The 23415-nt window shown below is 61.0% G+C and carries 20 protein-coding genes; 14 read left to right on the top strand and 6 right to left on the bottom strand.

Translation table 11 applies throughout. The annotated features are described in order from the left end of the window. Positions 1-31: 31 nt before the first annotated feature. The 5 genes from GKC30_RS00100 to GKC30_RS00080 all read right to left on the bottom strand — a co-directional run bounded on the left by GKC30_RS00100 (position 32) and on the right by GKC30_RS00080 (position 4447). On the bottom strand, positions 32-1240 hold the full coding sequence (locus GKC30_RS00100) for a hybrid sensor histidine kinase/response regulator (protein ID WP_155931391.1): 1209 nt from the start codon (positions 1238-1240) through the stop codon (positions 32-34). Between the two features lie 76 nt (positions 1241-1316). Continuing rightward, positions 1317-1979 carry a nitrogen regulation protein NR(II) gene (locus tag GKC30_RS00095; RefSeq protein WP_155931390.1) on the bottom strand — a complete coding sequence of 221 codons (663 nt, stop codon included), beginning with the start codon at positions 1977-1979 and terminating at the stop codon, positions 1317-1319. A gap of 2 nt (positions 1980-1981) precedes the next feature. Then, on the bottom strand, positions 1982-2359 hold the full coding sequence (locus GKC30_RS00090) for a response regulator (protein ID WP_367613888.1): 378 nt from the start codon (positions 2357-2359) through the stop codon (positions 1982-1984). Further along, positions 2331-4091: a sensor histidine kinase gene (locus tag GKC30_RS00085; RefSeq protein ID WP_155931389.1), complete on the bottom strand. Its 1761-nt coding sequence runs from the start codon at positions 4089-4091 to the stop codon at positions 2331-2333. Before GKC30_RS00085 ends, GKC30_RS00090 begins: the two co-directional genes overlap by 29 nt. After that, entirely contained in the window at positions 4088-4447 is a 360-nt protein-coding gene (locus GKC30_RS00080; protein WP_155931388.1) for a response regulator, read from the bottom strand. The genes GKC30_RS00085 and GKC30_RS00080 overlap by 4 nt, the downstream gene beginning before the upstream one ends. A gap of 115 nt (positions 4448-4562) precedes the next feature. On the opposite strand from GKC30_RS00080, the gene GKC30_RS00075 reads away from it, so the two are divergent. The 4 genes from GKC30_RS00075 (at position 4563) to GKC30_RS00060 (ending at position 8407) form a co-directional block, all read left to right on the top strand. Beyond that, positions 4563-5570: a sulfite exporter TauE/SafE family protein gene (locus GKC30_RS00075; RefSeq protein WP_437179094.1), complete on the top strand. Its 1008-nt coding sequence runs from the start codon at positions 4563-4565 to the stop codon at positions 5568-5570. Positions 5571-5618: 48 nt separating this feature from the next. Then, entirely contained in the window at positions 5619-6047 is a 429-nt protein-coding gene (locus GKC30_RS00070; protein WP_155931387.1) for a DUF1634 domain-containing protein, read from the top strand. Positions 6048-6080: 33 nt separating this feature from the next. Further along, positions 6081-6878, top strand: a complete 798-nt coding sequence (locus tag GKC30_RS00065; RefSeq protein ID WP_155931386.1) for a response regulator — start codon at positions 6081-6083, stop codon at positions 6876-6878. 161 nt (positions 6879-7039) lie between these two features. Then, entirely contained in the window at positions 7040-8407 is a 1368-nt protein-coding gene (locus GKC30_RS00060; protein WP_196772769.1) for a sigma-54-dependent transcriptional regulator, read from the top strand. A 96-nt stretch (positions 8408-8503) separates the two neighbouring features. Here GKC30_RS00060 and GKC30_RS00055 read toward each other — a convergent pair whose 3' ends face one another. Then, positions 8504-9916 (bottom strand): sigma-54-dependent transcriptional regulator, encoded by a 1413-nt coding sequence (locus tag GKC30_RS00055; protein WP_155931384.1) that lies wholly within the window; start codon positions 9914-9916, stop codon positions 8504-8506. A gap of 574 nt (positions 9917-10490) precedes the next feature. On the opposite strand from GKC30_RS00055, the gene GKC30_RS00050 reads away from it, so the two are divergent. The 10 genes from GKC30_RS00050 (at position 10491) to GKC30_RS00005 (ending at position 23208) form a co-directional block, all read left to right on the top strand. Continuing rightward, the gene (locus GKC30_RS00050) at positions 10491-10760 is read left to right on the top strand and encodes a transposase (RefSeq protein ID WP_155931383.1); all 270 of its coding nucleotides are present in this window, start codon (positions 10491-10493) and stop codon (positions 10758-10760) included. Positions 10761-10781: 21 nt separating this feature from the next. Then, entirely contained in the window at positions 10782-12806 is a 2025-nt protein-coding gene (locus tag GKC30_RS00045; RefSeq protein ID WP_155931382.1) for a CoB--CoM heterodisulfide reductase iron-sulfur subunit A family protein, read from the top strand. A 9-nt stretch (positions 12807-12815) separates the two neighbouring features. Further along, positions 12816-13241 (top strand): hydrogenase iron-sulfur subunit, encoded by a 426-nt coding sequence (locus GKC30_RS00040; RefSeq protein WP_155931381.1) that lies wholly within the window; start codon positions 12816-12818, stop codon positions 13239-13241. Positions 13242-13260: 19 nt separating this feature from the next. Continuing rightward, the gene (locus GKC30_RS00035; protein ID WP_155931380.1) at positions 13261-14403 is read left to right on the top strand and encodes a 4Fe-4S dicluster domain-containing protein; all 1143 of its coding nucleotides are present in this window, start codon (positions 13261-13263) and stop codon (positions 14401-14403) included. A gap of 52 nt (positions 14404-14455) precedes the next feature. Then, positions 14456-17914 carry a 4Fe-4S binding protein gene (locus GKC30_RS00030; RefSeq protein WP_155931379.1) on the top strand — a complete coding sequence of 1153 codons (3459 nt, stop codon included), beginning with the start codon at positions 14456-14458 and terminating at the stop codon, positions 17912-17914. Positions 17915-17930: 16 nt separating this feature from the next. Then, entirely contained in the window at positions 17931-18500 is a 570-nt protein-coding gene (locus GKC30_RS00025) for a 4Fe-4S dicluster domain-containing protein (RefSeq protein WP_155931378.1), read from the top strand. Continuing rightward, positions 18497-19489, top strand: a complete 993-nt coding sequence (locus GKC30_RS00020) for a CoB--CoM heterodisulfide reductase iron-sulfur subunit B family protein (protein WP_155931377.1) — start codon at positions 18497-18499, stop codon at positions 19487-19489. Before GKC30_RS00025 ends, GKC30_RS00020 begins: the two co-directional genes overlap by 4 nt. Then, entirely contained in the window at positions 19482-20384 is a 903-nt protein-coding gene (locus tag GKC30_RS00015; RefSeq protein WP_155931376.1) for a universal stress protein, read from the top strand. The genes GKC30_RS00020 and GKC30_RS00015 overlap by 8 nt, the downstream gene beginning before the upstream one ends. Positions 20385-20447: 63 nt before the next feature. Further along, positions 20448-21767, top strand: a complete 1320-nt coding sequence (locus GKC30_RS00010; RefSeq protein ID WP_155931375.1) for a (Fe-S)-binding protein — start codon at positions 20448-20450, stop codon at positions 21765-21767. 463 nt (positions 21768-22230) lie between these two features. Further along, a complete protein-coding gene (locus tag GKC30_RS00005; RefSeq protein ID WP_155931374.1) occupies positions 22231-23208 on the top strand; it encodes a DUF4037 domain-containing protein in 978 nt (325 codons plus the stop codon). Positions 23209-23415: the final 207 nt, after the last annotated feature.

Genomic DNA, 23415 nt, shown 5'->3' with positions numbered 1-23415 from the left:
GCTTCCCGGCCAAGGGTGGCCGGAGTGCCTGTCACGATGGGTCGGGCCGCGCCTGCGGTGTGATGCCAGGCGCTTGCAAGGGCAGGTGGACCGAAAAGGCGGCGCCCTGGTCCGGGGCGCTTTGCACCGAGATATCGCCCCCCATCCTGGCGACGATGCCGTAGCAGACGGACAGGCCAAGCCCCGTGCCCTTGCCCACAGGTTTGGTGGTGAAAAAGGGGTCGAATATCCTGGAGATGTCGGCTTCGGCAATACCGGGTCCGGTGTCTTCCACCCGGAGCAGAAGCGTTTTGCCTATGTCGGCGCGAACTTCCACGGCCGTGGCGATCTGGATGCGTCCGCCCTTGTCCTCCATGGCCGAAATGGCGTTGTTGACGAGGTTGAGGAGTATCTGCTGGATTTCTGAAGGGGACGCCACGAGTTCGGGCAGGTTCGGGGCCAGCCTGATTTCGAGGATGATATGGTGCTTCGCGGCCTGACGCTCCATGATTTCGCGAAGCTCCATGACCATGGCGTTGAGGCTCATGGATTGCCGCCGGGTCTCGGCCTTGCGGGCGAAGTGGAGCAGGTTGTGGGTGATTTCCCGGCATCGGTTCCCCTGAGTCTGGATAATCTGGAGGGATTGGCGCAGTTCCGCGGGATTGATCCGGCCTTGGTCGTCGTCTTGCAGCAGATCCATGAGCCATTCGGCTTCCTGGATCATGATGGCCACCGGGTTGTTGATCTCGTGAGCCACCCCGGCCGCCAGAGTACCCAGGGAGGCCAGCCGTTCGGTCTCGGCCATGCGCTGCGCCACCTGGGTGCGGAAGGCCGCCTCGCGGCGGCGCTCCTCACGCCGGATGACGGTGTCGTGGGCCTGCCGTACCTTCCGGGCCAGCTGGTCGATTTCCACAGGTTTGATCAGGTAGTCGAAGGCCCCGTCCTTCATGCCCTGCACTCCGTCGGAGGTTGTGGCGTGGCCGGTGATGAGCACCACCTCGGCATCGGGATACCCGTCCTTGAGGCGCCTGAGGGTCTCAAGGCCGTTCATGCCCGGGAGCCGGACATCCAGAACCAACACCGGGGCTGGCTGGCTGGCCATGATCTCGAGGCATTCTTCGCCCGAACCGGCTGTCCTGGGCGAAATGCCTCGCAGTTGGAGGCGCTGGGCCACGCTTTCGCGAAAGCCCGTCTCGTCGTCCACCAACAGGATGTCCAGGGGCGCGTCGGTCCGCTGGTTTGGAAGTATGGAATCGTCCATTGTAGCACCTCCCGAGTTGCGCGTTTCAGGCGTCCCGATGCGGCGTCAGTGACCGTTTCGGGGGCTGCGGGATATGTTAGTCTCCGCCGGTCACGCATTGCAGGTGCAGGGTCAGGATGCCCGCGTCGCGGTCCAGGCCGAGGGTCGCGTCCAGCGCCTCGGCGGCCAGGGCCGTGGGGCGGTCGGGAAAAGGTTCCTCCTGGTCCGCCGCAGCAAGCTTCGCCAGGCCGGAGAGGCGCAGGACGCAGATGTTACCCTCCATGCGCAGGCTCAAGGCCACCTCCTGGTCCGGCGCAAGTCCACGGAAGGCCGCCTGCAAGCACCCGTAGAGCAACTGCTGCACGGTGTAAGGGGCCGCATCCAGGGCCACGCATCGGTCGCAGATGTCCAGGCGTATGGTGCGGGACTTGGGAAAACAGCTGGAAACCTCGGCCATGAACCGGACCACCCGGCCCAGGTCCAGGCGGATGGCCGGGGCGTCCGTGCTGTGGGCCAGGGAATTGATGCGGCTGACGAGCCGCTGACCTCGGCCGGCCTCCTCTCCGATGCGGCGCAGCAGCTTTTCGAGGCGGGCCGGGTCCACGCCGCCTCCCGAGGTCCTGAAGGCCGCGAGATCCTCAAGCAGGCCCGAGGTCTCGGAGATGGTGGCCATGACGTTTTGCAACTCATGGGTCAGGTGCACGTTCATCTGTCCGAAGGTGTGCAGGGTTTCAAAGGGTATCCGCAGAGTCGCGTTCATGTTCAATTCTCCTTGGGCGAAATGCCCATGACCCGGTGGATGTTGACCACCAGTTCGTCGATGGGCATCGGCTTGACCAGATAGCAGGAGGCCTCGGCCGAACAGACCTTGAACTCGTCCTCGCTGCCGTGTCCTGTGAAAAAGATGAACCGCGTACCCGGCATGATCCGGCTCAACTCGCGCTTGAGATCCACGCCCCCAAGGCGCGGCATTTTCACGTCCAGGATCGCCAGATCGAACGTGGTGCGGGATGCCTTGGCCAGGGCCTCGGCGCCGGACACTGCCCATTCGGCCACAAAGCCCCGCAGAGCAAGCCGCTGGGCCAGGGCCGAAACAAACTTTTCCTCATCGTCAACCAACAGTATCTTCAGTGCCGACACCTTGCTCCTCCATTCTCAGGGGCAGGGAGACGAAAAACGTCGTGCCCTTGTTTATCTCGCTTTCGACGGAGATGGCCCCCCCGAGTTTCCTGACCAGTCCATAGGTTATGGACAAACCGAGGCCGGAGCCCTCGTGGTTGCCCTTGGTGGTGAAAAAGGGATCGAAAATGCGGCTCAGATGCTCTGGGGCAATGCCGCAACCCGTGTCCGAAAAACGCAAAATGACATCCCGGTCCTTGCCAAGGTTTGCCGCTATGGCCATGCGCCCACCGGACTTCATGGCCTGTAGCGCGTTGGTCACGAGGTTCAGGGTGATCTGCTGCAGTTTGCCTCGGTCGGAATGAATAGGCGGCAGATCGGACGGAATGTCCACATTAATGTCTATGCTGCGGTACTCGGCCTCTTTTTCCAGAAAGCGGAGTACGCCGCGGACCACACGGCCCAGGTCCAGTTTCTCGATGGTCAGATCGATCTTGCAGGCAAAGCCGAGGAGCTGCTTGGTGATCTGGCCGCAGCGCTCCACGGACTCCAGAACGATGTCTATGTTGTCCACCAGCCCGGGGTCTGCCTCGCGTCCCGGCAGGGTGAGCATGTCGCGGACGAGCCCGGCCCGCTCGGAAATGACCGCCAGAGGGTTGTTGATTTCGTGCGCCACGCCTGCGGCCAGGCGGCCGATGGAGGCGAGCCGGCCCGTCTGCTCCATGCGCTCCATGACCTGGGCCTGACGCAGGTTGGAGTCGTAAATGGCGTTGGTCATGTAGGTGGAAATGACATAGATGGCTGTGACAATGACCACCAGGCTGATTCCCGCGAGCCAGAGCAGGTCCATTCGCGGCTGCAGCCAGCCGACCATGGCCTCGGAGGTGGGCTTGACCACGCAGAGGATAAACGGCGACGCCTTGATGTAGGCATAGGCCACCAGAAGCTCCACCCCTCTGCTGTCCGTAGTGACGAAATGGTCCGTGCGCTCGCTGAATGCGGGCACCGGAATGCCCGCCACCTGTGAGATGGCCCCATAGGTCTTGGACGGCGTCTGGAGTATGCCTCCCCCGTTGATGATGAAGGCGTCGCCGCTGTTTCCCGCCTCAAGGGAGGCGAGCATGTTGGAGAAGGCCAGGGTGTCCAGCGTGGCCCGCAACAGATAGGGGCGTCCTGTTCGGGTCTCGCCGCGCACTGCCACAATGGCGTGGGGGATGTTGCGAAACCCCAGAAACACGTCGCTGATGTAGGCCCCTTTCTCCATGGCTGTTTTGAACCACGGCATATCCTTATAGGAGCGGTCCTGAAGGTCGAACGGGCCGGCATAGGACACCTGAACGCCATCCTCGGTGAGCAGCCCAAGGTCCACGATGCCGTTGAAACCGGCGCGCATGTTTCTGAGCACCTGGGCCAGATGCTCGGGGTCTTTCATCAGGTCGAAGGTCTCCTCGCGCAGGGTGAATTCCAGCACCGAGCGCCGCTCATCCAGAAAATAGGTCACGGTGCGTCGGGCGTTGGACGCGGTGCGTACGGTTCGCAGCACCTGTTCCGAACGCGCCACCTGCCCTGTCAGGGCGTAGTCTATGGCCGTGAGAGTGCAAAGCGGCAGCAGCGACACCACGGCAAGCAGCGCAATGGCGAGCAGCCACAGCGACCGATAATCGAGAAACCCCTGTCTGACCAGCGAGCTGTTGTGCGGTTTCAGGAATTTGGGCACCAGGCAGGCAACCAGACGCCGCCGCATTGCGCTCATACCGCCTCCTCTTCGCCACGCAAGAGCAGGGCGAGCTTTTCCACACCGATCGGTTTGTTGATAAATGAAACAGCTCCCAGGCCGAGACACAGCTCGCGATCCAGGTCCGTGCCGTGGCCGGTGAGCACATGCACGGACATGGCCGGGCAATGTCTCCTGGCATGGCGCAGCACCTCTGCACCGTTTGCGTCCGGCAGACGCAGATCCAGAACCATGGCGTCGAAAGACTCCGCCTCCAGGGTGCGCAGCGCCTGGGTCGCGTCGAGAGCGACCACAGGGCGGAACCCTCGCAGGAGCAGCCGTTCCGCAAGGGCCTCCACAAACCCGACCTCATCGTCAACAAGAAGGATTCGCATGTTTCAATTTTTGACAAAGATAAAAGTATTGACACAAATGCCGTTGCCAACTAAGCACAAACTGTTTCGTTTGTAAATGCCCTTGTTTCAAAAAATCACAGCAAGAGGTTTCAGCATGCGCGGATTCAACTTCACATTGCCACCCATTGCCTGGGCAACAGCGGGCACCCTGGTCTCGCTCACACTCCTTGTCTTCCTCATGTCCGACCCGGCGGCGGCCGCCGGGGCCGCCGAAGGGGCCGCGGTGGCCGCCATGGACACACAGCCCTGGTGGTTCTGGCCCCTGGTGCTGCTGGTGTTCTGTTTTGTCCTGGGCATCATCGCCGTGCTGGCGGGAGTGGGGGGGGGCGTTCTCTATGTCCCTCTGGTCAGCGGCTTTTTCCCTTTTCATCTCGACTTTGTGCGCGGTGCGGGCCTGATGGTCGCCCTGGCCGGAGCCCTGGCCGCCGGGCCGGGGTTGCTGCGACGCAATCTGGCCAGTCTGCGCATGGCGCTTCCCATGGCCCTCATCGCCTCGGCCAGCTCCATCGGCGGGGCCGTTCTCGGCCTGCACCTTTCCCAGCTCAACCCCGACATCCTCCAGATCTGCCTGGGTACCACCATTGTCGGCATAGCGGTTCTGTTGCTCATGAGCAAAAATTCGGCCATACCGGACATCAAAAAGCAAGACGCTCTAGGCATGGCCTTTGGCATAGGCGGCACCTACTTTGACGAATCCATGAACCAGAAAGTCTCCTGGAAAACCCACCGCACCCCCCAGGCCCTGATTACTTTCATCCTCATCGGCATACTGGCGGGCATGTTCGGCCTGGGTGCCGGCTGGGCCAACGTGCCGGTGTTCAACCTGATGATGGGCGCACCGCTGAAAATATCCGTGGCCACCAGCAAGTTCCTCCTTTCCATCACCGACACCTCGGCCGCCTGGATCTACATCAATCAGGGTTGCGTCATTCCGCTGATGGCCATTCCCTCCATCATCGGGTTGATGCTCGGCTCCTTTGTGGGCGTGAGGCTGCTCAGCATAGCCAAGCCCAAATTCATCCGCTACATGGTGATTGTGGTCCTTCTCTTTGCGGGGCTCAAGGCCATCGACAAGGGATTGCACATCGGACTGCTCGGTTAGAAAGTCGGCAAGCCGGACGAACTGAGCGCAAATCAAGGAGAAAACGGTATGAGTCAGCACACCGATCCCGATATCCGGCCAATGCCGGAGCAGATCATCTACGCAAACATCCTCGGCATGGGTGCCTATCTGGGGATTCTGGTCATGGTTGTCACTTACATTCTTTATGTGACCGGCATCATTGGTGCACATATCGAGCTGGAAATGGTTGTCCGCAACTGGCACCTCAACGTGCAGCAATTCATCCAGGTGACCAACGCCCCTCGCGGTTGGGGCTGGGTGGCGCTCCTCGGAAAAGGGGATTATCTCAACTTCCTGGGCATGGCCCTGCTGGCCCTGCTGACCATCGTCTGCTACCTCGTGCTGCTGCCAGGTTTCGTGCGGCGCAAGGATTGGACCTATTTCGGCATATGCGTGGCCGAAGTGGTGGTATTGTCTCTGGCGGCCTCGGGCATATTCGGCAGCGGTGGACACTAGGAACCGTCCACAGCGAAACACAAGGAGTTTCCCATGAGTGACAAGAAAATAACCGTCCTTCTCGTGGACGACAAGGCAGAATTTCTGGAAACCCTGGCCGAACGCGTGAGGCTCAAGGGCTTCAACACCCTGGAGGCAGCGACCGGGGCCGAAGCCGTCAGGCTGGCCGCGGAAAACGACATTGATCTGGCCGTGATTGATCTCAAGCTGCCGGACATGGACGGGCTCGACGTTATCACCCGGCTGAAGAGGGACAAGCCCGGACTGGAGACTCTCCTGCTCACGGGCTACGGCAGCGACAAGTTGCGCGAGGCCAGCGACGCTCTGAACACCGCCTATTTCGAGAAGCAGGACATGAGCGGCTTCTGGGCCTTCCTGGCCGGTTTTTCCAGGCGTCCCGCATTCCTGGTGGTAGATGACGAGGAAGCCTTTCTGGACACCGTGGCGCAGCGCGTGTTACTCAAGGGCTTCGAGGTGTTCACGGCCAGCAGCGGTGCCGAAGCCCTCGAGATCGCAGCCAGGGAGAAAATCGATTTCGCCGTGGTGGACCTCAAGCTCGGCGATATGGACGGCCTGGATCTGATCACCCGGCTCAAGCGCGAGCAGCCGGGGATGCAAACCATGCTGCTCACGGCTTTTGGCAGTGATAAGCTGCGCGAGGCAACCATGGCTCTGAATACCGAATACTTCGAGAAGCAGAGCATGGGCAGCTTCTGGGCGTTTCTCAAGCGCGTGCCCCGGCGTATCGAAGACGCCATGGCCGCGGCGGGCATGGCGACGGGCGGCGACCTGGACAACGCCGAGGCTATCGACAAGAGTAGTCGCAAATAGCATTCTCAAGCCATGGGGAGCGAGTCGAGAGAACAGCGCCTTGATGGCACAAGACCATGCAAACCCAACGGGACGCGGGGGGTGTTTCGCTCAATGAGCACCTCCCGCACTCCTTTCAACCCTCACATGCCGGTTCTTTGAGCAGAGAGCTCCGAAACACCATGAGCAGACGCATTATCCTTCTCGTAGACGACGACGAAAGCTTCCGGGATACCCTGGTACAACGCATGGAGAGCCGCGGCTTCGACGTTGTCGCCGTATCAAGCGGCGCCGAAGCCTTGAGGCTGGCCGCCACAAAGGAACCCGCCCTGGCTGTGGTGGATATGCGTATGCCGGATATGGATGGTCTGGAAACCATCGCCAGACTCCATGAAATGCGACCGGGGATGCGCACCGCCCTGCTCACGGGCTTTGGCGGAAATACCCTGCGTCAGGCGGCCCAGGATCAGCACACCGAGTACTTTGAGAAGCAGAATATGTCGCGGCTATGGGAACGCCTGGAGAGCCTGAAGGAAGAGCCGGCGGCGGAGTCCACCGTAGTTCCGGGTGCAGGCATGGACAGGCCCGGCGAGGAACGCAGCATCATCGGCCAGACCAAGGCCATGCAGCAGCTCAAGCGCGACGTGGACATGGTGGCGGCTCTGGACTGCACCGTGCTGCTCCTGGGTGAGACGGGCACTGGCAAGGAGTTGCTGTCACGCACCATCCACCGCAAGAGTTCGCGTACGCGGGGCCGGTTTCTTGCTGTGAACTGCGGCTCGTTCTCCCACGACCTGCTCTCAAGGGAGTTGTTCGGCCAGGAGCCCGAGGCGGGTGGCGGCCGGGGCAGCACCGGCCTGTTTGAGGCCGCCTCCGGGGGCACCATTCTCTTCGACGAGGTGGGAGACACTCCCCTGCCCATGCAAAGCCAGCTGCTGCGCATGTTGCAAGACCGCACCATCCACCGCGTGGGCGGGGGGCAGGAGGTGCATGTGGACGTGCGCATCATGGCCACCTCCAACCAGGATCTCAAGGCCAAGATCCGCGCAGGCCAGTTTCGCGAGGATTTCTACTACCGGCTCAACGTCTTTACCCTGCATGTGCCTCCCTTGCGGGAACGGCGCGATGACATACCCCCGCTGTGCAACTACTTTCTGGCCTGTTACAACCAGTCATTTGACATGAAAGTTGACGGGTTCGACACCGAGGTCTTGGATCTGCTCATGGACTATCCCTATCCCGGCAACGTCCGCGAGCTGGAAAGCATCGTTGAACGAGGAGTCATTGTCCGGCGCGAAGGGTTGATCCGCCGTGAGGATCTGCCCAGGCGTTTTCAGAAATCCGGGGTTTCTCCCGCGAAAACGGCTCCGGGCCGTCCGCATGGCGAACGCCTGCCTACCCTGGCCGAGATCGAAGAGGAGCACATCCGACGGGTTATGGCCGCAGTGGGGCACAACAAGCTCGAAGCGGCCAAGGTTCTCGGCATCAGCCGCGCCGGGCTCTGGCGCAAGCTCAAGAAGATGGACGAGGCCGAAGCGGCCGCGGAATAGTCTCGCTCCGTCCCGTCCTCCCGCATCATCCGGACAATGTTTCGTCCTGCCTGCCCCGCAAGGCGTGTCCTTGGCTGTTTTGGCCGGTGGTATCGGTCAGCCTCTTTCGATTCCGTGCTGTTTGATCAGGGAATAAAGGCGGGCGCGGGAAAGCCCGGAAACCTCGCAGGCCCGGCGAATGTCGCCGCCGGTCTGATCCATCAGCCGGTTAAGGTAGTCCTGTTCGATGAGGGCGGTCTGGATGGCGCGATAGCTCTTTAGGGAGGGCAGGGGGGAGGCGTCGTGGCAGAAATCCTGGTGCTTGCTCTCGGCGGGGGCTGGCTCGCCGCCCAACGTGCGCCTGACCACTCGCGAGCGGAGCCTTCGAGGCAGATGGCGAGGGTAGAGGATGCTCTCCGACCCGGCCTGGGCGATGGCCTGTTCGACGGTATTTATCATCTCGCGGATGTTTCCGGGCCAGTCGTAATCAAGGAGCGCTGCCAGAAAATCGGGAGAGAAGCCCTTGTTCTCCAGGTTGAGCCGCTGGCAATGACGCCTGATAAAGTGACAGGTCATTTCGTTGATGTCTTCGGAGATTTCCCGCAGAGACGGCAACTGGATGTGGGAGCCGTGCAGACGGTAAAAGAGATCGCGTCTGAAGTCACCACTTTCCACCATTGCCTCCAGGTCGCGATTGGTGGCGGAAACCAGCCTGAAGTCGCTCATCACCTCGGTGGTTGCCCCCACGGGCCTGAATGTCCGGCTTTCCAGCACGCGCAGGAATACCCGCTGAATGGGCAGCGGCAGTTCTCCCACCTCGTCAAGGAACAGCGTACCGCCGTCCGCCTGCCTGATCAGGCCGATGGTCTGGCTGTCGGCGCTGGTGAACGCCCCGCGTTCATGACCGAAAAGCAGGCTTTCGGCCAGGGTGTCGGGCAGGGCCGCACAGTCCACCACCACAAACGATTTCTTCCGGCGCGGGCTGTTTTCGTGGACGGCCCGTGCGAACAATTCCTTGCCCGTGCCTGTTTCGCCAATGAGCATGACGTTGCTTTCGTTGGCGGCGGCCACGGCCACGTTGTCAAGTGCGAGCTGCAGCATCCGGCTGCTGCCCACAATGCCTCCCCTGCGCAGCGCCACGGGCGGACGGGTCGAAGACCTCTTTCTCCAATAGTCTCCTATGCGATCGACAAGCACAAACAAGCGCTGGATGTTGGGCGGCTTGAGCAGATAGTCCCAAGCGCCTTCGCGAATACATCGTTCCGCCACGTCCGGGTCCCTGTTGCGTGAGACGAGGATGACTTCGGGAAAGGACGGGATTTCGCGAATGGCCGCCAGGGCGTCTATCCCCTTGTCTGGAAGGTCGTCGCCGAGCAGGACCACCCGATAGTTTCCGGTGTGCAACATTCCCATGGCCCGGGCAAGGGAGTTGCAACAGACGGCGGACACGCCATGTCTGGCGAGATCTTCGCACAGTTTGGCGGTGTAGCCGACGTCGCCGTCAATGATCAGGATGTCTGTCTCGGACATTCCCCCCCCAGGGTATTTCCGCACAGAGCATATCACAATTGTGCGTTCTTGTTCAATGCGCCTAGCTGCCGGATTCATGGGAAAAAAAAAGAAAAAGGTGTCAGCGGCGCGAGCATTTGTCCTGTCCGGTGCGACTTGAGCCGCCATCCCGAAGCCATGGGGCGAAGAGAGTCCGTGCCGTCTCATCGTCTTCATTTTACGCGTTCTTGTGCGTCCCGGACTCTCTTGTTCAGGATCGGCTTTCTTGCCGAACGATATTCGTCCAGCAAAACAAGACAAAACCGCCTGAATTTGCCAACCGAAAATCAGCCCAGGGGCTCGACTCTCTCTGGCATTCACCGAATATTCCTGCAGATGTCCGTTTCGGCACACAACTTGTTCTTGAGAGTATGAGACACCTCGGATGCGCTGGCAGACGGAACAGTGCTGTGCGATTTGCCCTTTGACCTTGGGAGGTTGGCATGGCTTGGATCTTTGGAAGCACGGCCGCCTGCATGATGGGGCACTCCCTTGCTCTCCTTGGTGGAGACCGGAAACACGGGACGCAGGGGATATTGGCAAGGAGGTATGGCGGATGAAGCGCAAATGGGATTCCAAGACAAAGGCGAGGATCGTGCTGGAGGGGCTTACCGGAGGATGCGTCAATGACCTTTGCCGGGCGCACGATCTTCGTCCCGGGCAGTACTACAAGTGGCGGGGACATTTTCTTGAAAACTGCCACCAAGTCTTTGAAAGGCAGCCCGGTCCCCAGTCCGAGGCCGACTTGGCCGCGGAGAATGAAAAACTCAAGCGGCTTGTGGGCGAGCTGACCCTGGAGTTGAACAACGGCAAAACCATTCGCTGACCATGCGAGGAGGGGCGGGCCATGGCTGAGAAGATCGGCGTGTACGTGTGTCATTGCGGCTCGAACATTGCGGGCAAGGTCGATTGCGCCGATGTCGCCGAGTATGCGGGGCGGATCAGGAACGTGGCGGTATCTCGCGATTATCAGTTCATGTGTTCCGATCCCGGTCAGGAGATGATCATCAGGGACATCGGCGAACACGGTCTGAACCGGGTGGTGGTGGCGTCCTGTTCGCCCCGTCTGCACGAGAAGACGTTTCAGAAAGCATGCGCCAGGGGAGGGCTCAACCCTTATCTGATGCAGCACGCCTGCATCCGCGAGCACTGCTCGTGGATCACCGCAGACCCGGCAGAGGCCACGGCCAAGGCAAAGCACATCGTGGAAGCCGCCGTGGAGCGGGTGGGCAGGCACCAGGAGCTGTTCTCGCGTGAGGTGGACGTGTTGCCCGACGTCATGGTCGTGGGTGCGGGCATTGCGGGCATCCAGGCCGCCCTCGATATCGCCAAGTCCGGCCACCGGGTGCATCTGGTGGAAAAATCGCCCTCCATCGGCGGGCACATGGCCCAGTTCGACAAGACATTTCCAACCCTCGACTGCGCGGCCTGCATCTCGACCCCCAAGATGGTGGCCGTCTCCCAGGAGCCAAACATCAACCTGATGACCTGGAGCGAGGTGGTGGACGTATCCGGGTTTGTGGGCAACTACACGGTCACAGTCCTGCATCGGCCGCGTTACATCAACGCGGACATCTGCACAGGCTGCGGGGCGTGCCTGGAAAAGTGCCCGACCAAGGCGCCCAACGAATTCAACGAGGGGCTTGGCATGCGCAAGGCCATCTACCGCAACTCGCCTCAGGCCGTGCCCAACACTCCTGTCATCGACGGCGCCATCTGTCGCAAGATCACCAAAGACAAGTGCGGTTTGTGCCAGCAGGTATGTCCCACCGGGGCCATAGACTACGCCATGCGGGAGAGCCGGGAGGTTTTTCATGTGGGCAGCATTGTCCTGGCCACGGGGTATGACGCCATGGATCCGACGCCCATGACCGAATACGGGTTCGGCCGTTTTGACGAGGTCTACACCGCGTTGCAGTTCGAACGGCTGAACAACGCCGTGGGGCCCACGGGCGGCAGGATCGTCATGAAGAACGGGGAATCCCCAGAGAGCGTGGCCATCATCCACTGCGTGGGGAGTCGCGACAGGAACTATCACGAATACTGTTCGCGCACCTGCTGCATGTACGCCCTCAAGTACGACCACCTGATCAAGGACAAGGTGGGCCACCATGCGAAAGTCTACAACTTCTACATAGACATGCGCTGCTTCGGGAAGGGGTACGAGGAGTTCTACAAGAGGGTCCAGGAGGAGGGAGTCACCTTCATCCGTGGCCGTCCCGCCGAGATAGTGCAGGAGAACGGCAGACTGGTGGTGGTCGGCGAGGATACCTTGCTCGGCATGAATGTGCGTGTGCCGGTGGACATGGTGGTGCTTTGCACAGCCATGGAGCCCCGGGCGGACATGGCCGAGGTGGCCCGCGTCTTCGGAGTGGCCCAGGGACAGGATGGATTCTTCCTTGAGGAGCATCCCAAGCTCGGGCCGGTCTCCACGGCCACGGACGGCGTGTTTCTGGCCGGGGCCTGCCAGGGGCCAAAGGACATCCCGGACGCGGTATCCCATGCCTCGGGCGGGGCGGCTCAGGCCCTGGCTCTGGCAGCCAGGGGCAAGGTTTCCATCTCTCCGACCACCTCGTGGATCAACCCGGACATCTGCATCGGCTGCAAGGTGTGCATTGACCTGTGCGCCTACTCGGCCATTGAGTTCGACGAGCGCCGTCAGGTGTCGGTCATCAACGAGGCCATGTGCAAAGGGTGCGGCAGCTGCGCCGGATACTGCCCGAGCGGAGCGGCCCAGATCAAACATTTTACGGAAAACCAGCTCTTCGACGAGATCGACGGGCTGCTGGGCATGATGCCCGCCGCCACTCCGGCTCACGCTGGGGCGGAACATGCGATGCAACCTCACGCCCAAACGGGCGAACACGCTTAGGAGGCAGTCATGCACACCGAGTTCGAGCCGACCATTCTGGCCTTTGTCTGCAACTGGTGCACCTACACCGCGGCAGACCTTGCCGGAACCTCGCGCATGCTTCAGCAGCCCAACCTGCGGCTGGTACGGATGATGTGCACCGGCATGGTGGACCCCAAGTACATTGTCAAATCCCTGCTCTCCGGCGCGGACGGCGTGCTGGTCAGCGGCTGCCATCCCGGTGACTGTCACTATATTAACGGCAACTACAAGGCCCGGCGCAGAATCAAGCTCTTAAACGAAATCCTGCCTCAGTTCGGCATTGACAAGGGCCGGGTCAAGCTGACCTGGGTGGGAGCCAGCGAGGGCAACGAATTTGCGGCCACGGTGAACCATTTCATCAACGAGATCAGGGAACTCGGTCCCATGGAAGCGCGTTCCATGGCCGTGGTCTAACTGGCAGGAGGGGGACGTCATGGCGACCACAGCAAAGATACGGGTGGAAGGGAACAATCCGATCCTGGCCCTGCAGGGGTTTCTGAAGGGGCTAATGGCCGACGGGGCCGTCGGCGGCGTCCTGGTGCCTGTCCATCATTTCGGCAGGGGCATGCCCATGCCCACCCTGGTGACCGATCCGGAGCAACTCTTGGGCGCGGACCCGCTTGCTCCGGCCTTTCCAATGAGCAGCGCCAAACTCCTGTCGCGCCTGACGCGGGGCCAGGCAGGCGAGCGCATCGCGGCGGTCATGCGCCCCTGTGAGATCCGGGCTTTTGTCGAGTTGGTCAAGCTCAACCAAGGCAGCTTCGACAATGTCGTTCTGATCGGCATGGACTGTCTGGGGGCATACGACAACGCCAACTACAGGCTGTTCCTGGGCGATCGGGACCCGCTTGAGGCCACTCTCGGCTTCCATGGCCTGGCCGGGGCGGACGCGGCTGCCGACGGGGTTGGGATCGCCACCGCCTGCATGGCCTGCGAGCACCCCTCGCCGACCAATGCGGACATCGTTGTGGGCGTGGCCGGGGCTGATCTGCGCGAGAGTATTCCTGCCATGGCCGACAGCGCTCGGGGAGAGGCCCTGCTCAGTGCTCTGGGGTTGCAGGAGATCCAGTCTTCCAACGGGCGCGACACGGCTCTGGCCTCCCTGGTGGAGGCCAGAACCGCCTATCGCGACGCCATGATCGAGAGGACCAAGGCGGTGACGGGAACCCTGACCGATCTTTCCGAGTACCTCAGCGGCTGCGTCAACTGTTACAACTGTCGGGTGGCCTGTCCGGTTTGCTATTGCAAGGAATGCGTCTTCAACACCGACGTTTTCGAGCACAAGCCCTGGCAGTATGTGGAGTGGGCCAAGCGTAAGGGCAGCCTCAAGCTGCCCACGGACACCATCTTTTTCCATCTCACCCGCATGGCGCACATGAGCATGGCCTGCGTGGGCTGCGGGCAGTGTTCCAACGCCTGCCCTAACGACATCCCGGTCATGGAACTGTTCCGAACCGTCGCGGCGCGGACTCAGGAGAGCTTTGGCTACGAACCGGGGCGCAGCCTTCAGGAGCCGCCGCCGCTTTCGGTGTTCAAGGAGGACGAGTTCCAGGAGGCGGTGTCGCACATGGCCTGATTCCGGGGCCGCTCTCCGGTCCAGGCCGGAGCATGATTATTGGGAGGACAGTATGAGAAAGCAATATGGCGCATTGGTGGTCGGGGCCGGTATCGGAGGCATCAGGGCCGCCCTGGACCTCGCCGTCACCGGCCACAAGGTGGCCCTCATCGACAGGCGGCCCAATCACGGTGGCATCTTAAGTCAGCTGGACCACCAGTTTCCCTCGGACCACTGCGGCATGTGCAAGATGCTGCCGCTCATGGCTCGCGACTCATCGAGCCAGTTCTGTCTGCGCAAGGGACTTTTTCACGACAACATCGACATCATGCTTTCCACCGAGCTGACCTCCCTGGAGGGCGAACCGGGCAAGTTCTTCGTCTCTTTGAACCGCAAGTCCCCGTTGATCGATCCGGCTAAGTGCGTCAGCTGCGGTCTTTGTTCAGAGGTCTGTCCCGTTCGCGTCCCCAGCGAATATAACGCCGGGCTGACCATGCGGGCTGCCGTACACCTGCCGGTACCCCACGCCATCCCCAATCACTACGTGGTTGATCTCGAAAACTGTCAGCGCTGCTGGAAATGCCATGAGGCGTGCCCCACCGGGGCCATTGACTTCAAGTTCGAAGAGCGCAAGGATTTCAACATCCTGGTGGTGGATGGCGACCAGGAAACAGCGGCCGTGGTCAGCCAGAGCCTGGGCGAGGAGAACTTCTCCCTGCGTTTCGCCGCTTCGGGCAGCGATGCCTTGGACATGCTCGCCGCGGACATGGGCACAGGGTTGGTGCTGGCAGGTACGAATCTCGCCGACATGGCCGCCGATCGCCTGCTTGCCCGCTGTCACGAGCTGCGGCCGGATATGCCCGTGGTGATTATGGTTGATCCGGGACAAGAGGAACAAGGGGCAGACCTGGTCATGCAGGGTGCCCGGGAATATTTGATCAAGCCCCTCTTCGCCAAGCGTTTCGTCCCCTGGCTCGACAAGCTCTACATGCGCATCATGTCGGACACGGTGGAGGAGCTTGAGGTCGGTGCCGTGGTTCTGGCCGGCGGATTCGAGTGCTACACCCCGTCCATGGACCCGGAAGGAGGGCAGGACGTGTGGTGTTACGACCATCCTGGCGTGCTGACCGCAGTGGAGTTCGAGCGGCTGATGAGCCACACCGGCCCCACCGGAGGCAGGCTGCTCAGGCCGGGCGATAACGCCCCTGTGCGCAGTATAGCATGGATACAGTGCGTGGGCTCCCGCGACGTGCAAAAGGGGGCGGACTTCTGTTCGGCGGTGTGCTGCATGTTCTCCATCAAGGAGGCCGTTCTGGCCAGACAGGCCGCAGACGGCGACCTGGAGACCACCATTTTCTACATGGATATGCGGACCACAGGCAAGGGATACCAGCGGTACCGCAACCGCGCCGAGACCGAGGAGGGCGTTCGTTTCGTGCGCAGCAGGCCCCATTCGGTGGTGCCCGATAACGGAGACGGCGGGCTGAAGATTGAATTCATGACCGACGAGGGCGAGTTGGTGGCAGAACACTACGACATGGTGGTTCTGGCCGCCGGGGCCCGCCCGCCGCACGGCATGGAGAGGTTCGCCCTGACCACGGATATCGACCTCAACGAGTGGGGGTTTGTCCAGACCCAGCCCTACGCCCCGGAGCGGACCAGCCGCGTCGGCGTGTTTTCAGCCGGGGCCTTCGGCGAGCCAAGGGACATTTCGGAGTCGGTCATTCAGGCTGGCGCCGCTGCCTCGGCTGCATCGCGGATCATCAAGGTCTACGATGTGCTGGCCGGTATCGGCGGCGAGCCGGAGCCGTCTTATCCGGACGTCTCCAGGGAGCCGCCCCGGACCTTTGTGGCCGTGTGCGCCTCCTGCCCCACCCTCGGGCAGGCGGTGGACCTGGAGGCGCTGAGTGCGCGGATGGCCGATGTCCACTCCGTATGCCGGGTCATGCCCGTGCGGAGCGCCTGTACCGAAGCGGGCTGGAACGAGATCAGGGAGGGCGTGTCCGAATTCGGACCCAACCGGGTGTTGATCGGAGCCTGCATGCCTTATGCCTATATTCCCCGCCTCAAGGAACTCGGACGGACCATCGGGCTCAATCCCGCCCTCATGGATGTGGTGGACATCTATACACCCACCTTCGGGCTTGACCTGACAGACGATACAGAAGCCCAGGCCCGGAAGGTCAAGGCAGAAAAGGATATCTATGCGGCCCTGGCCACTGCCGTGGCCAGGCTCCAGGGGGCGGACCCGGTACCCCCGTCAGTCATGGTGGATGTGGCACGCTCTGCGCTGGTGGTCGGCGGCGGACTGGCCGGGATGACTGCGTCCATGACCATTGCGGATCAGGGGTATGGCGTCTGTCTCGTGGAATCCGAAGAGGAACTCGGGGGCCTGGCCATGCGTCTGCACACCCAGCTCGACGGCTCGGACCCGCGAAAATTCATGGAGGAGTTGATCGGACAGGTGCAGAAGCATCCGAACATCAAGGTTTTCAAGGATTCGCGAGTGGTGCTTTCGCGCGGCAGCGCCGGCAGGTTCCGATCGGCCATTGCCAGCCCACAGGGGGTGTTTCCCCTGGAGCACGGAGTGACCGTCCTGGCTACCGGCGGCCACGAGGCCAAGGTCTATGAAAGCGGCCTGTGCGTCCACAAGTCGGTCATGACCCATTTGGGACTGGAGGAAGGGCTGGCCACAGGCGCCATCGACGCCGGGGCTCTGGGCTCCGTTGTCATGATCCAGTGCTGGCGCGCCCCGGACGACGACAGGAAATATTGCAGCCGGGTCTGTTGCCCGGAAATGCTCAAGAATGTCCTCACCCTCAAGCAGCGCAACCCTGACCTGCCTGTCTACGTCTTTTACCGCGACATCATGGCCCAGGGATTTCTTGAGACCTATTACACGCAGGCGCGCAAGGTCGGGGCCATCTTCATTCGCTACGATGACGAATCCAGGCCCGCCGTGACATTCGAGGAAGACGGGCCAGTGGTCACGGGACGCGACCCTGTGCTGGGGGCCGAGGTCCGTTTTCGGCCGGATATGGTCTCCCTGTCAAGCGGCCTGGAACCCAACGACGTGGAGGAGTTGCTCGAAATATTCGGCGTCGAGGTGGATGGAGACGGATTCTACCGCGAGGCCGATTTCAAGTGGCGTCCCGTGGATTTTCTCAAGCAGGGCATCTACATGTGCGGCGTGGCCCATTCTCCCCGGCGCATGGACGAGACCATTGCCTCGGCCAAGGCGGCGGGACAGCGCGCCCTGCGCATTCTCAACGCCGAGAGAATCACCCGGGAAACCGTGGTGGCCCAGGTGCGCCACTCCCTTTGTTCCCTGTGCCAGGCGTGCGTGACTGCCTGTCCCTATGGCGCTCGTTCTCTGGACATGGACGCCGGGCGCATAGCCGTGGACGAACTGCTCTGTCAGGGGTGCGGGGCATGCGCGGCCGTGTGCCCCAACAGCGCGACCATACTCCGGGGCTTCCACGACGGGCCGATGATGGCGGTTATCGACGCAGCCCTGGAAGAACCGGCATAGCCAAGGATGGTGAGCCATGAGCGAAACGATCACAAGGACATGGAGCCCGGAAGGAGATGAAACCCGTATCGCGCTGACCGAGCTGCGGGACATGGTGGGGGCGTGCATGCAGTGCGGCACCTGCACCGCCTCCTGCCCCAACTGGTACGCCATGGACGTTACCCCGCGCCGCATGTGGCGGATGGTCCAGTTCGGCATGATCGATGATATCCTCAAGAGTCGGACATTTTGGCTCTGCTCGTCGTGCTACATGTGCACCCTGCGTTGCCCGCGGGGCCTCAGGCTGACATCGGCCATGGGGGCGCTCAAGCGGTTGGCCCGGCTCGACGGGGCGAGGCAGGCAAGACGCAACGGAGCATTCTACGAGGCGTTCATGAGCGATGTGGAGGCCAACGGGCGGCTCCAGGAGGCAAGCATGATGCAGGGGTACTTTCTACGGCGTATGGACCCGAGATTGCCAATGGCGTTTCTGCCGCTTGGGCTCAGGATGCTCGGCAAGGGCAAGCTGCATCTGCCAAGCCGCGCCCAGCGAGGAAGGCTCGGCCCCATGTTTGCCAAGGCCAGACAGATGGAGGCGGGATCATGAAGTACGCATATTACCCAGGTTGCTCGCTCATGGAAAGCGCACGCGAGTTCGATGTTTCGGTCCGGGCGGTCATGGTCCGGCTGGGCGCGGAGCTGGTCGAGATTCCTGACTGGACTTGCTGCGGAGCGAGTGCGGCCGAGCCGGTGAGCAAGCTGATGAACTATGCCTTGCCCGCCCGCAACTTGGCCATCGCCCAGGATGCGCTGCCGGGCATGGACATTCTCGCCCCGTGCAGCGCCTGCTATCTCAACCTGCTCAAGGTCAACCGCGAGGTGGTGGGCGAGAGACATCTGCACGGCCAAGTCAACGAAGTGCTGGCCGCATCCGGCCTGACCTACCGGGGCGGTGTGCCGGTGCGCCATCTGCTGGATGTGCTCCTCAACGACGTGGGCGCGGGGATCATGGCCCAGAAGGTGACCCGCAGCCTGGAGGGCATGAAGTTGGCCCCCTATTACGGTTGTCAGATTCTCAGGCCCTATGCCGTGTTCGACTCGCCGGGCAGACCGACGTCCATGGAGCCGATCATCCGGGCCATGGGCGGCGAGGTGCATGAATGGGAGTGCGGCAACCGTTGCTGCGGCGCTTCGCTCATGGTCGGCCATCGCGATGTGGCGCTACGCTCCGTGGCCGCCATTCTCGACCAGGCCGCCGGTGCCGACGCCGTGGTCACGGTATGCCCGCTGTGCCAGATGAATCTCGAAGCCTACCAGGGAGACGCGGTCAAGGCAGGAGGCCGCCGGATTCCGGTGCTCTATCTGACGCAGATCATGGGGCTTGCCATGGGGCTTGGCGAGTCGGAGGTGCAGCTTGGCAAGAACCTGACACTGAACGCTGGAGCCAGGCGCGGCATTGAAACCCGGGCCTGGAGCGTCACGCTCCAGGCCGAAGGCGCCGAGCCGGGCCGGGCGGCCGGGGCAGAACAGAGCATACCGGACCAGGCACGGACTGGAAAGATGAACAACCTCAACAAGGGAGGGAATCATGTTTAAGGACATCATCGTCGGTGTCACGCCTTCTGGCGTGGACAAGTGCGCGGTCATTGCGGCAGCTGAGTTCGCCAAGAAGTTCGAGGCAAAGCTTTACCTGGCCCACGTGGCGGGAATGGCCCAGGGGTGGGGTTCCATGGAGCACCTTGAGCCCTCGGGCGAAACCGAGCGGATCAAGGGGCAGATTCAGGAGATGTACGGCGACATCCTCAGTGGCATCGCGCAGTACCAGATCAACGTCATTCCGGGCATCCCCCATGCCGAGATACTGCGTTTGGCCCGCAAGAAGAATACCGACCTCATCGTCATGGGGCCGCACACCAAGGAATATGAAGAGAAGCGCTCCAAGATGTGGGGCATGGCGGGCAGCACTCTTGAGCGCGTCAGTCAGAAGGCGCGCTGCCCGGTCATGATCGTACACAAGGACATGGCCTGCAAGGACCCGTTGTTTGGGAATATCCTTGTGGCCACGGACTTTTCGGACCAGGCCGAGTGCGCCGTGAACTATGGGGGCCAGATGGCCCGCCAATATAAGGCGAACCTGACGGTCATGCACGTGGTCGAGCCCGGCGTGAGCGCGGGGGATGTGGAGGCCCGTCTTGTCAACGAATACGGGCCGCGTCTGGACGGCGTTTCCGATTGTTCCTTCGGGGTCTGCCACGGCCAGCCGCCCATGGAAATCTTGCGCATGGCGCAGCAAAAGCGGGCCGATCTGATAATCATGGCCCACCACTCCAAGGAGATGGACCCGGAAAAGGCGTTTTTGGGTTCCACTGTGGTCCAGGTGGCTCTCAACGGAGCATGCCCGACCATGAGCGTCAACCGTCACTTCGACCTGCGCTGCGGCCTTATGTACGACCAGGCCGGACAGGTCGTGCATACCGAGGCCACTGCATAGCCTGCCCGCCGCTCCCCCTGCTCCGACGGGGCAGGGGAGGCGGCGCATCACAAGGAGCGGATCATGGATATGGTCATACCCAAGCCGATGGACGCCGCGGTGCGCGACTTTTTGAACCGATTCGACTTCAGTGCCTGCATGATCTGCGGGACGTGCTCAAACGGCTGTCCGGTCACAGGCACACCCGGCATGGAGGGGTGGGACACGCGCAAGGTCATGCGCATGCTCGCCTACGGGATGGTGGACGAGGTTGTGGGCTCCAACTTTCCGTGGCTGTGCACTGGCTGCGGACGATGCGCCTATTCCTGCCCCATGGGTATCGACATCCCGGCGGTCATGGCCCACATGAAGAGTCTGCGCGAACGCGACAAAGTGCCAGGATCATTGCATAAGGGCATGGCGAATAATCTTGAGACCGGCAACAATCTCGCCATCTCCAGGGAGGAGTATCTCTTGGGCATGGCCGAGTTGGGCGTGGAGATGGCCGAGGAGTGTCCCGGCTTCTTTGTTCCGGTGGATAAGCAGGACGCCAAGGTTCTGTTTTTTCCCAATTCCAAGGAAGTTTACGGCGACTTCGAGGACCAGTTCTGGTGGTGGCGGGTTTTCTACGCGGCCCGGGAGGACTGGACCGTGCCCTCCGAAGGATGGGAGGCTGTGGACTGGGCCCTTTTCACCGGCAATTACGAGGGCAACAAAAAACTGGCCAAGCGTAAGATCGACTATATGAAGCAGTACAATATCGAGCGCATGATCATGCCCGACTGCGGCGGTGGGTCCTATGGCTGCCGCAAGGGGATGGACACCTGTGTGCTGGAGGACCCCAACAACGAGGTTGGATTCATCTACCTCTACGACTACCTGATGCAGGTCATTCGCGAGGGCCGTATCAAGCTCGATAAGTCGGTCAATGCGGGCAAACGGTTCACTTGGCACGACTCCTGTAAGCATGGTCGCGAGTTGGCCCGCCACTTCGGCAAGGGGTATTACGACGAGCCTCGCTGGATTGTGAGGCAGTGCGTGGACGACTTTGTCGAGATGTCGCCGGGTCGGGGCCTCAACTATTGCTGCGGCGGAGGTGGGGGCATGTGGCCCATGCCCTTTGAGGACGAGTCCGCCTGGCATGGCCGACACAAGTACGACCAGATCAAGCGCAGCGGCGCGGATGTGGTCGTGGTCGGCTGCTCCAACTGCCGGGACCAGATCATGAAGCGCATTCCCAAGTACTACACGGACTACAAATACGAAGTGAAATACCTTTGGCAGTTGGTGGCCGAGACCTTGATCCTGGAACCATGGGAGCAGGACATGGTGGCTCGGGCCGAGGCTGCGGCCAAAACCCAATGGGAGCGGCTGGGCGTGGAACTGGACTCGGCCGAATACTGATTCGGACTTGCGGAAAGGCTGCGGCCGGACCATGGGAACAGCCCCGGAATCAAATATTCCGGGGCTCAGGTCGTTGGCAAAGGTCCTAGCGTTTCGTTGCTTCAAAAAAGGCAAACCTCGCGTATTGTCAGTATGCGGCTGTCTTGCCTTTTATTCTTGCCGGGCACTCGGATTTTTATAGGGCTGAACCAGATAACTCCTCTGGGTTATCAGTTTCCTGCGTGCAAAACCAACAAGGCATGCTGTCCAGGCAGCCCGGCTTTTCAGGCAAGCCTTTGTCTGGTAACAATCATCGCCTGAATCGAGCGCAAGTGGCTCATTGAATCCTTTCTCGCCAGAAACCGGGGGGCACTTCAAGAGGTGGAGCGAAGCTGGGCAGGACCATGGGGTGCTGCCCCTGATGTGACCCCACTGTGACCTCTGAGAACAATTGATTGCCCCGTGGGCAGACAGGTGAAGATTCATGTCAGATCCAAAGGCTCATATGACCATCCCAGCACCAGGAAAAGGTCTGGATATCGCGAGAGAGTACTGGACTGAATGGGGTCGTTCCTGGCTTGCTTCCCGGTATGCCGACCTGCTCAGCAACATCGGCGTCGGTCTCTTCAGCGGTTCGGACGTTCTCTGCGCGGATGACGCATTATCCCGCGATCATGGTTGGGGGCCTCGTTTTGACGTGTTCCGCGTCGATGAGGACGGCATATCAAACGAATCCCTGCAATCCGAAATGAGAAACGCAGCCCCAGCCGAGTGGAGTGGTGTTCGAAACCGTTTTCAGTTTACGCCATCCATACAAGTGCATACCGCCTGTGAATACTTTGGCAGTTTTTTTACCAACCACAGACTGCCTGAGTCTTTGGATGATTGGGTCTGCTGCAGGAACGCGCTGGCGAATCTTGAATCGCATCTCCACTACATCCGCCACGGCGCAGTCTTTTATGACCCCAAGGGAATACTGGGAGATATACAGGCAAAGCTCCGTAACTATCCAGAGGATATCTGGTTTCTCCGTATGGCGCAGCTTTGCTATGATGTCGCCCACTATGGAGAATACAATTTCTGCTGGAGGCTAGCCAAGCGGAAGGACCCCATCGCCTCAGAAATTGCGATTGGTAATTTTCAACATGCGGTGATGGCACTCGCCATAGTCATGGACCACGACTACGCCCCTTACTGGAAGTGGATCCACCATGTCTTCCAATCTTGTGCAATAGCAGGTCAGCTCGATGCGTATCTTTTCGAGGTATCGACAACAATTGAATATGAACGCCGTGCAACACTCGTAACAAGTATCTGCAAGACGCTAATGAAGGAACTTGTGAAACGCGATATTGTGCCGGAAGACCTTGATGACGGCTCAGGACTTCCACTTTTCTTTCAAGCCCAAGCCTATCTCACAAGTCGCATTGGCGACTCCGCCATCAAAGCCTTGATGAGGTAAGACTCCAGCTGGATTGGATGTTTTGGAGCAGATCAATGAATCTTTACCCGCCACGTCAAGACACCTCGTGACACGGAAGGGAGACCTCTGCACGGCAACAACCACACTTTTTCTCTTTAAGTATTTGATTTATTATGCTATTCTTTCTTCATTCAAAGGAGGAAGGCATGGCTATTCGGCAGAAAGGACCTCGGTTGGGTGATTATT

This window comes from Pseudodesulfovibrio alkaliphilus (genome assembly GCF_009729555.1).
In the GTDB taxonomy this organism is placed as follows: domain Bacteria; phylum Desulfobacterota; class Desulfovibrionia; order Desulfovibrionales; family Desulfovibrionaceae; genus Pseudodesulfovibrio; species Pseudodesulfovibrio alkaliphilus.
The sequence above is the reverse complement of the archived record's forward strand: the minus strand, read 5'-3'. Positions and strand labels throughout refer to the sequence as shown.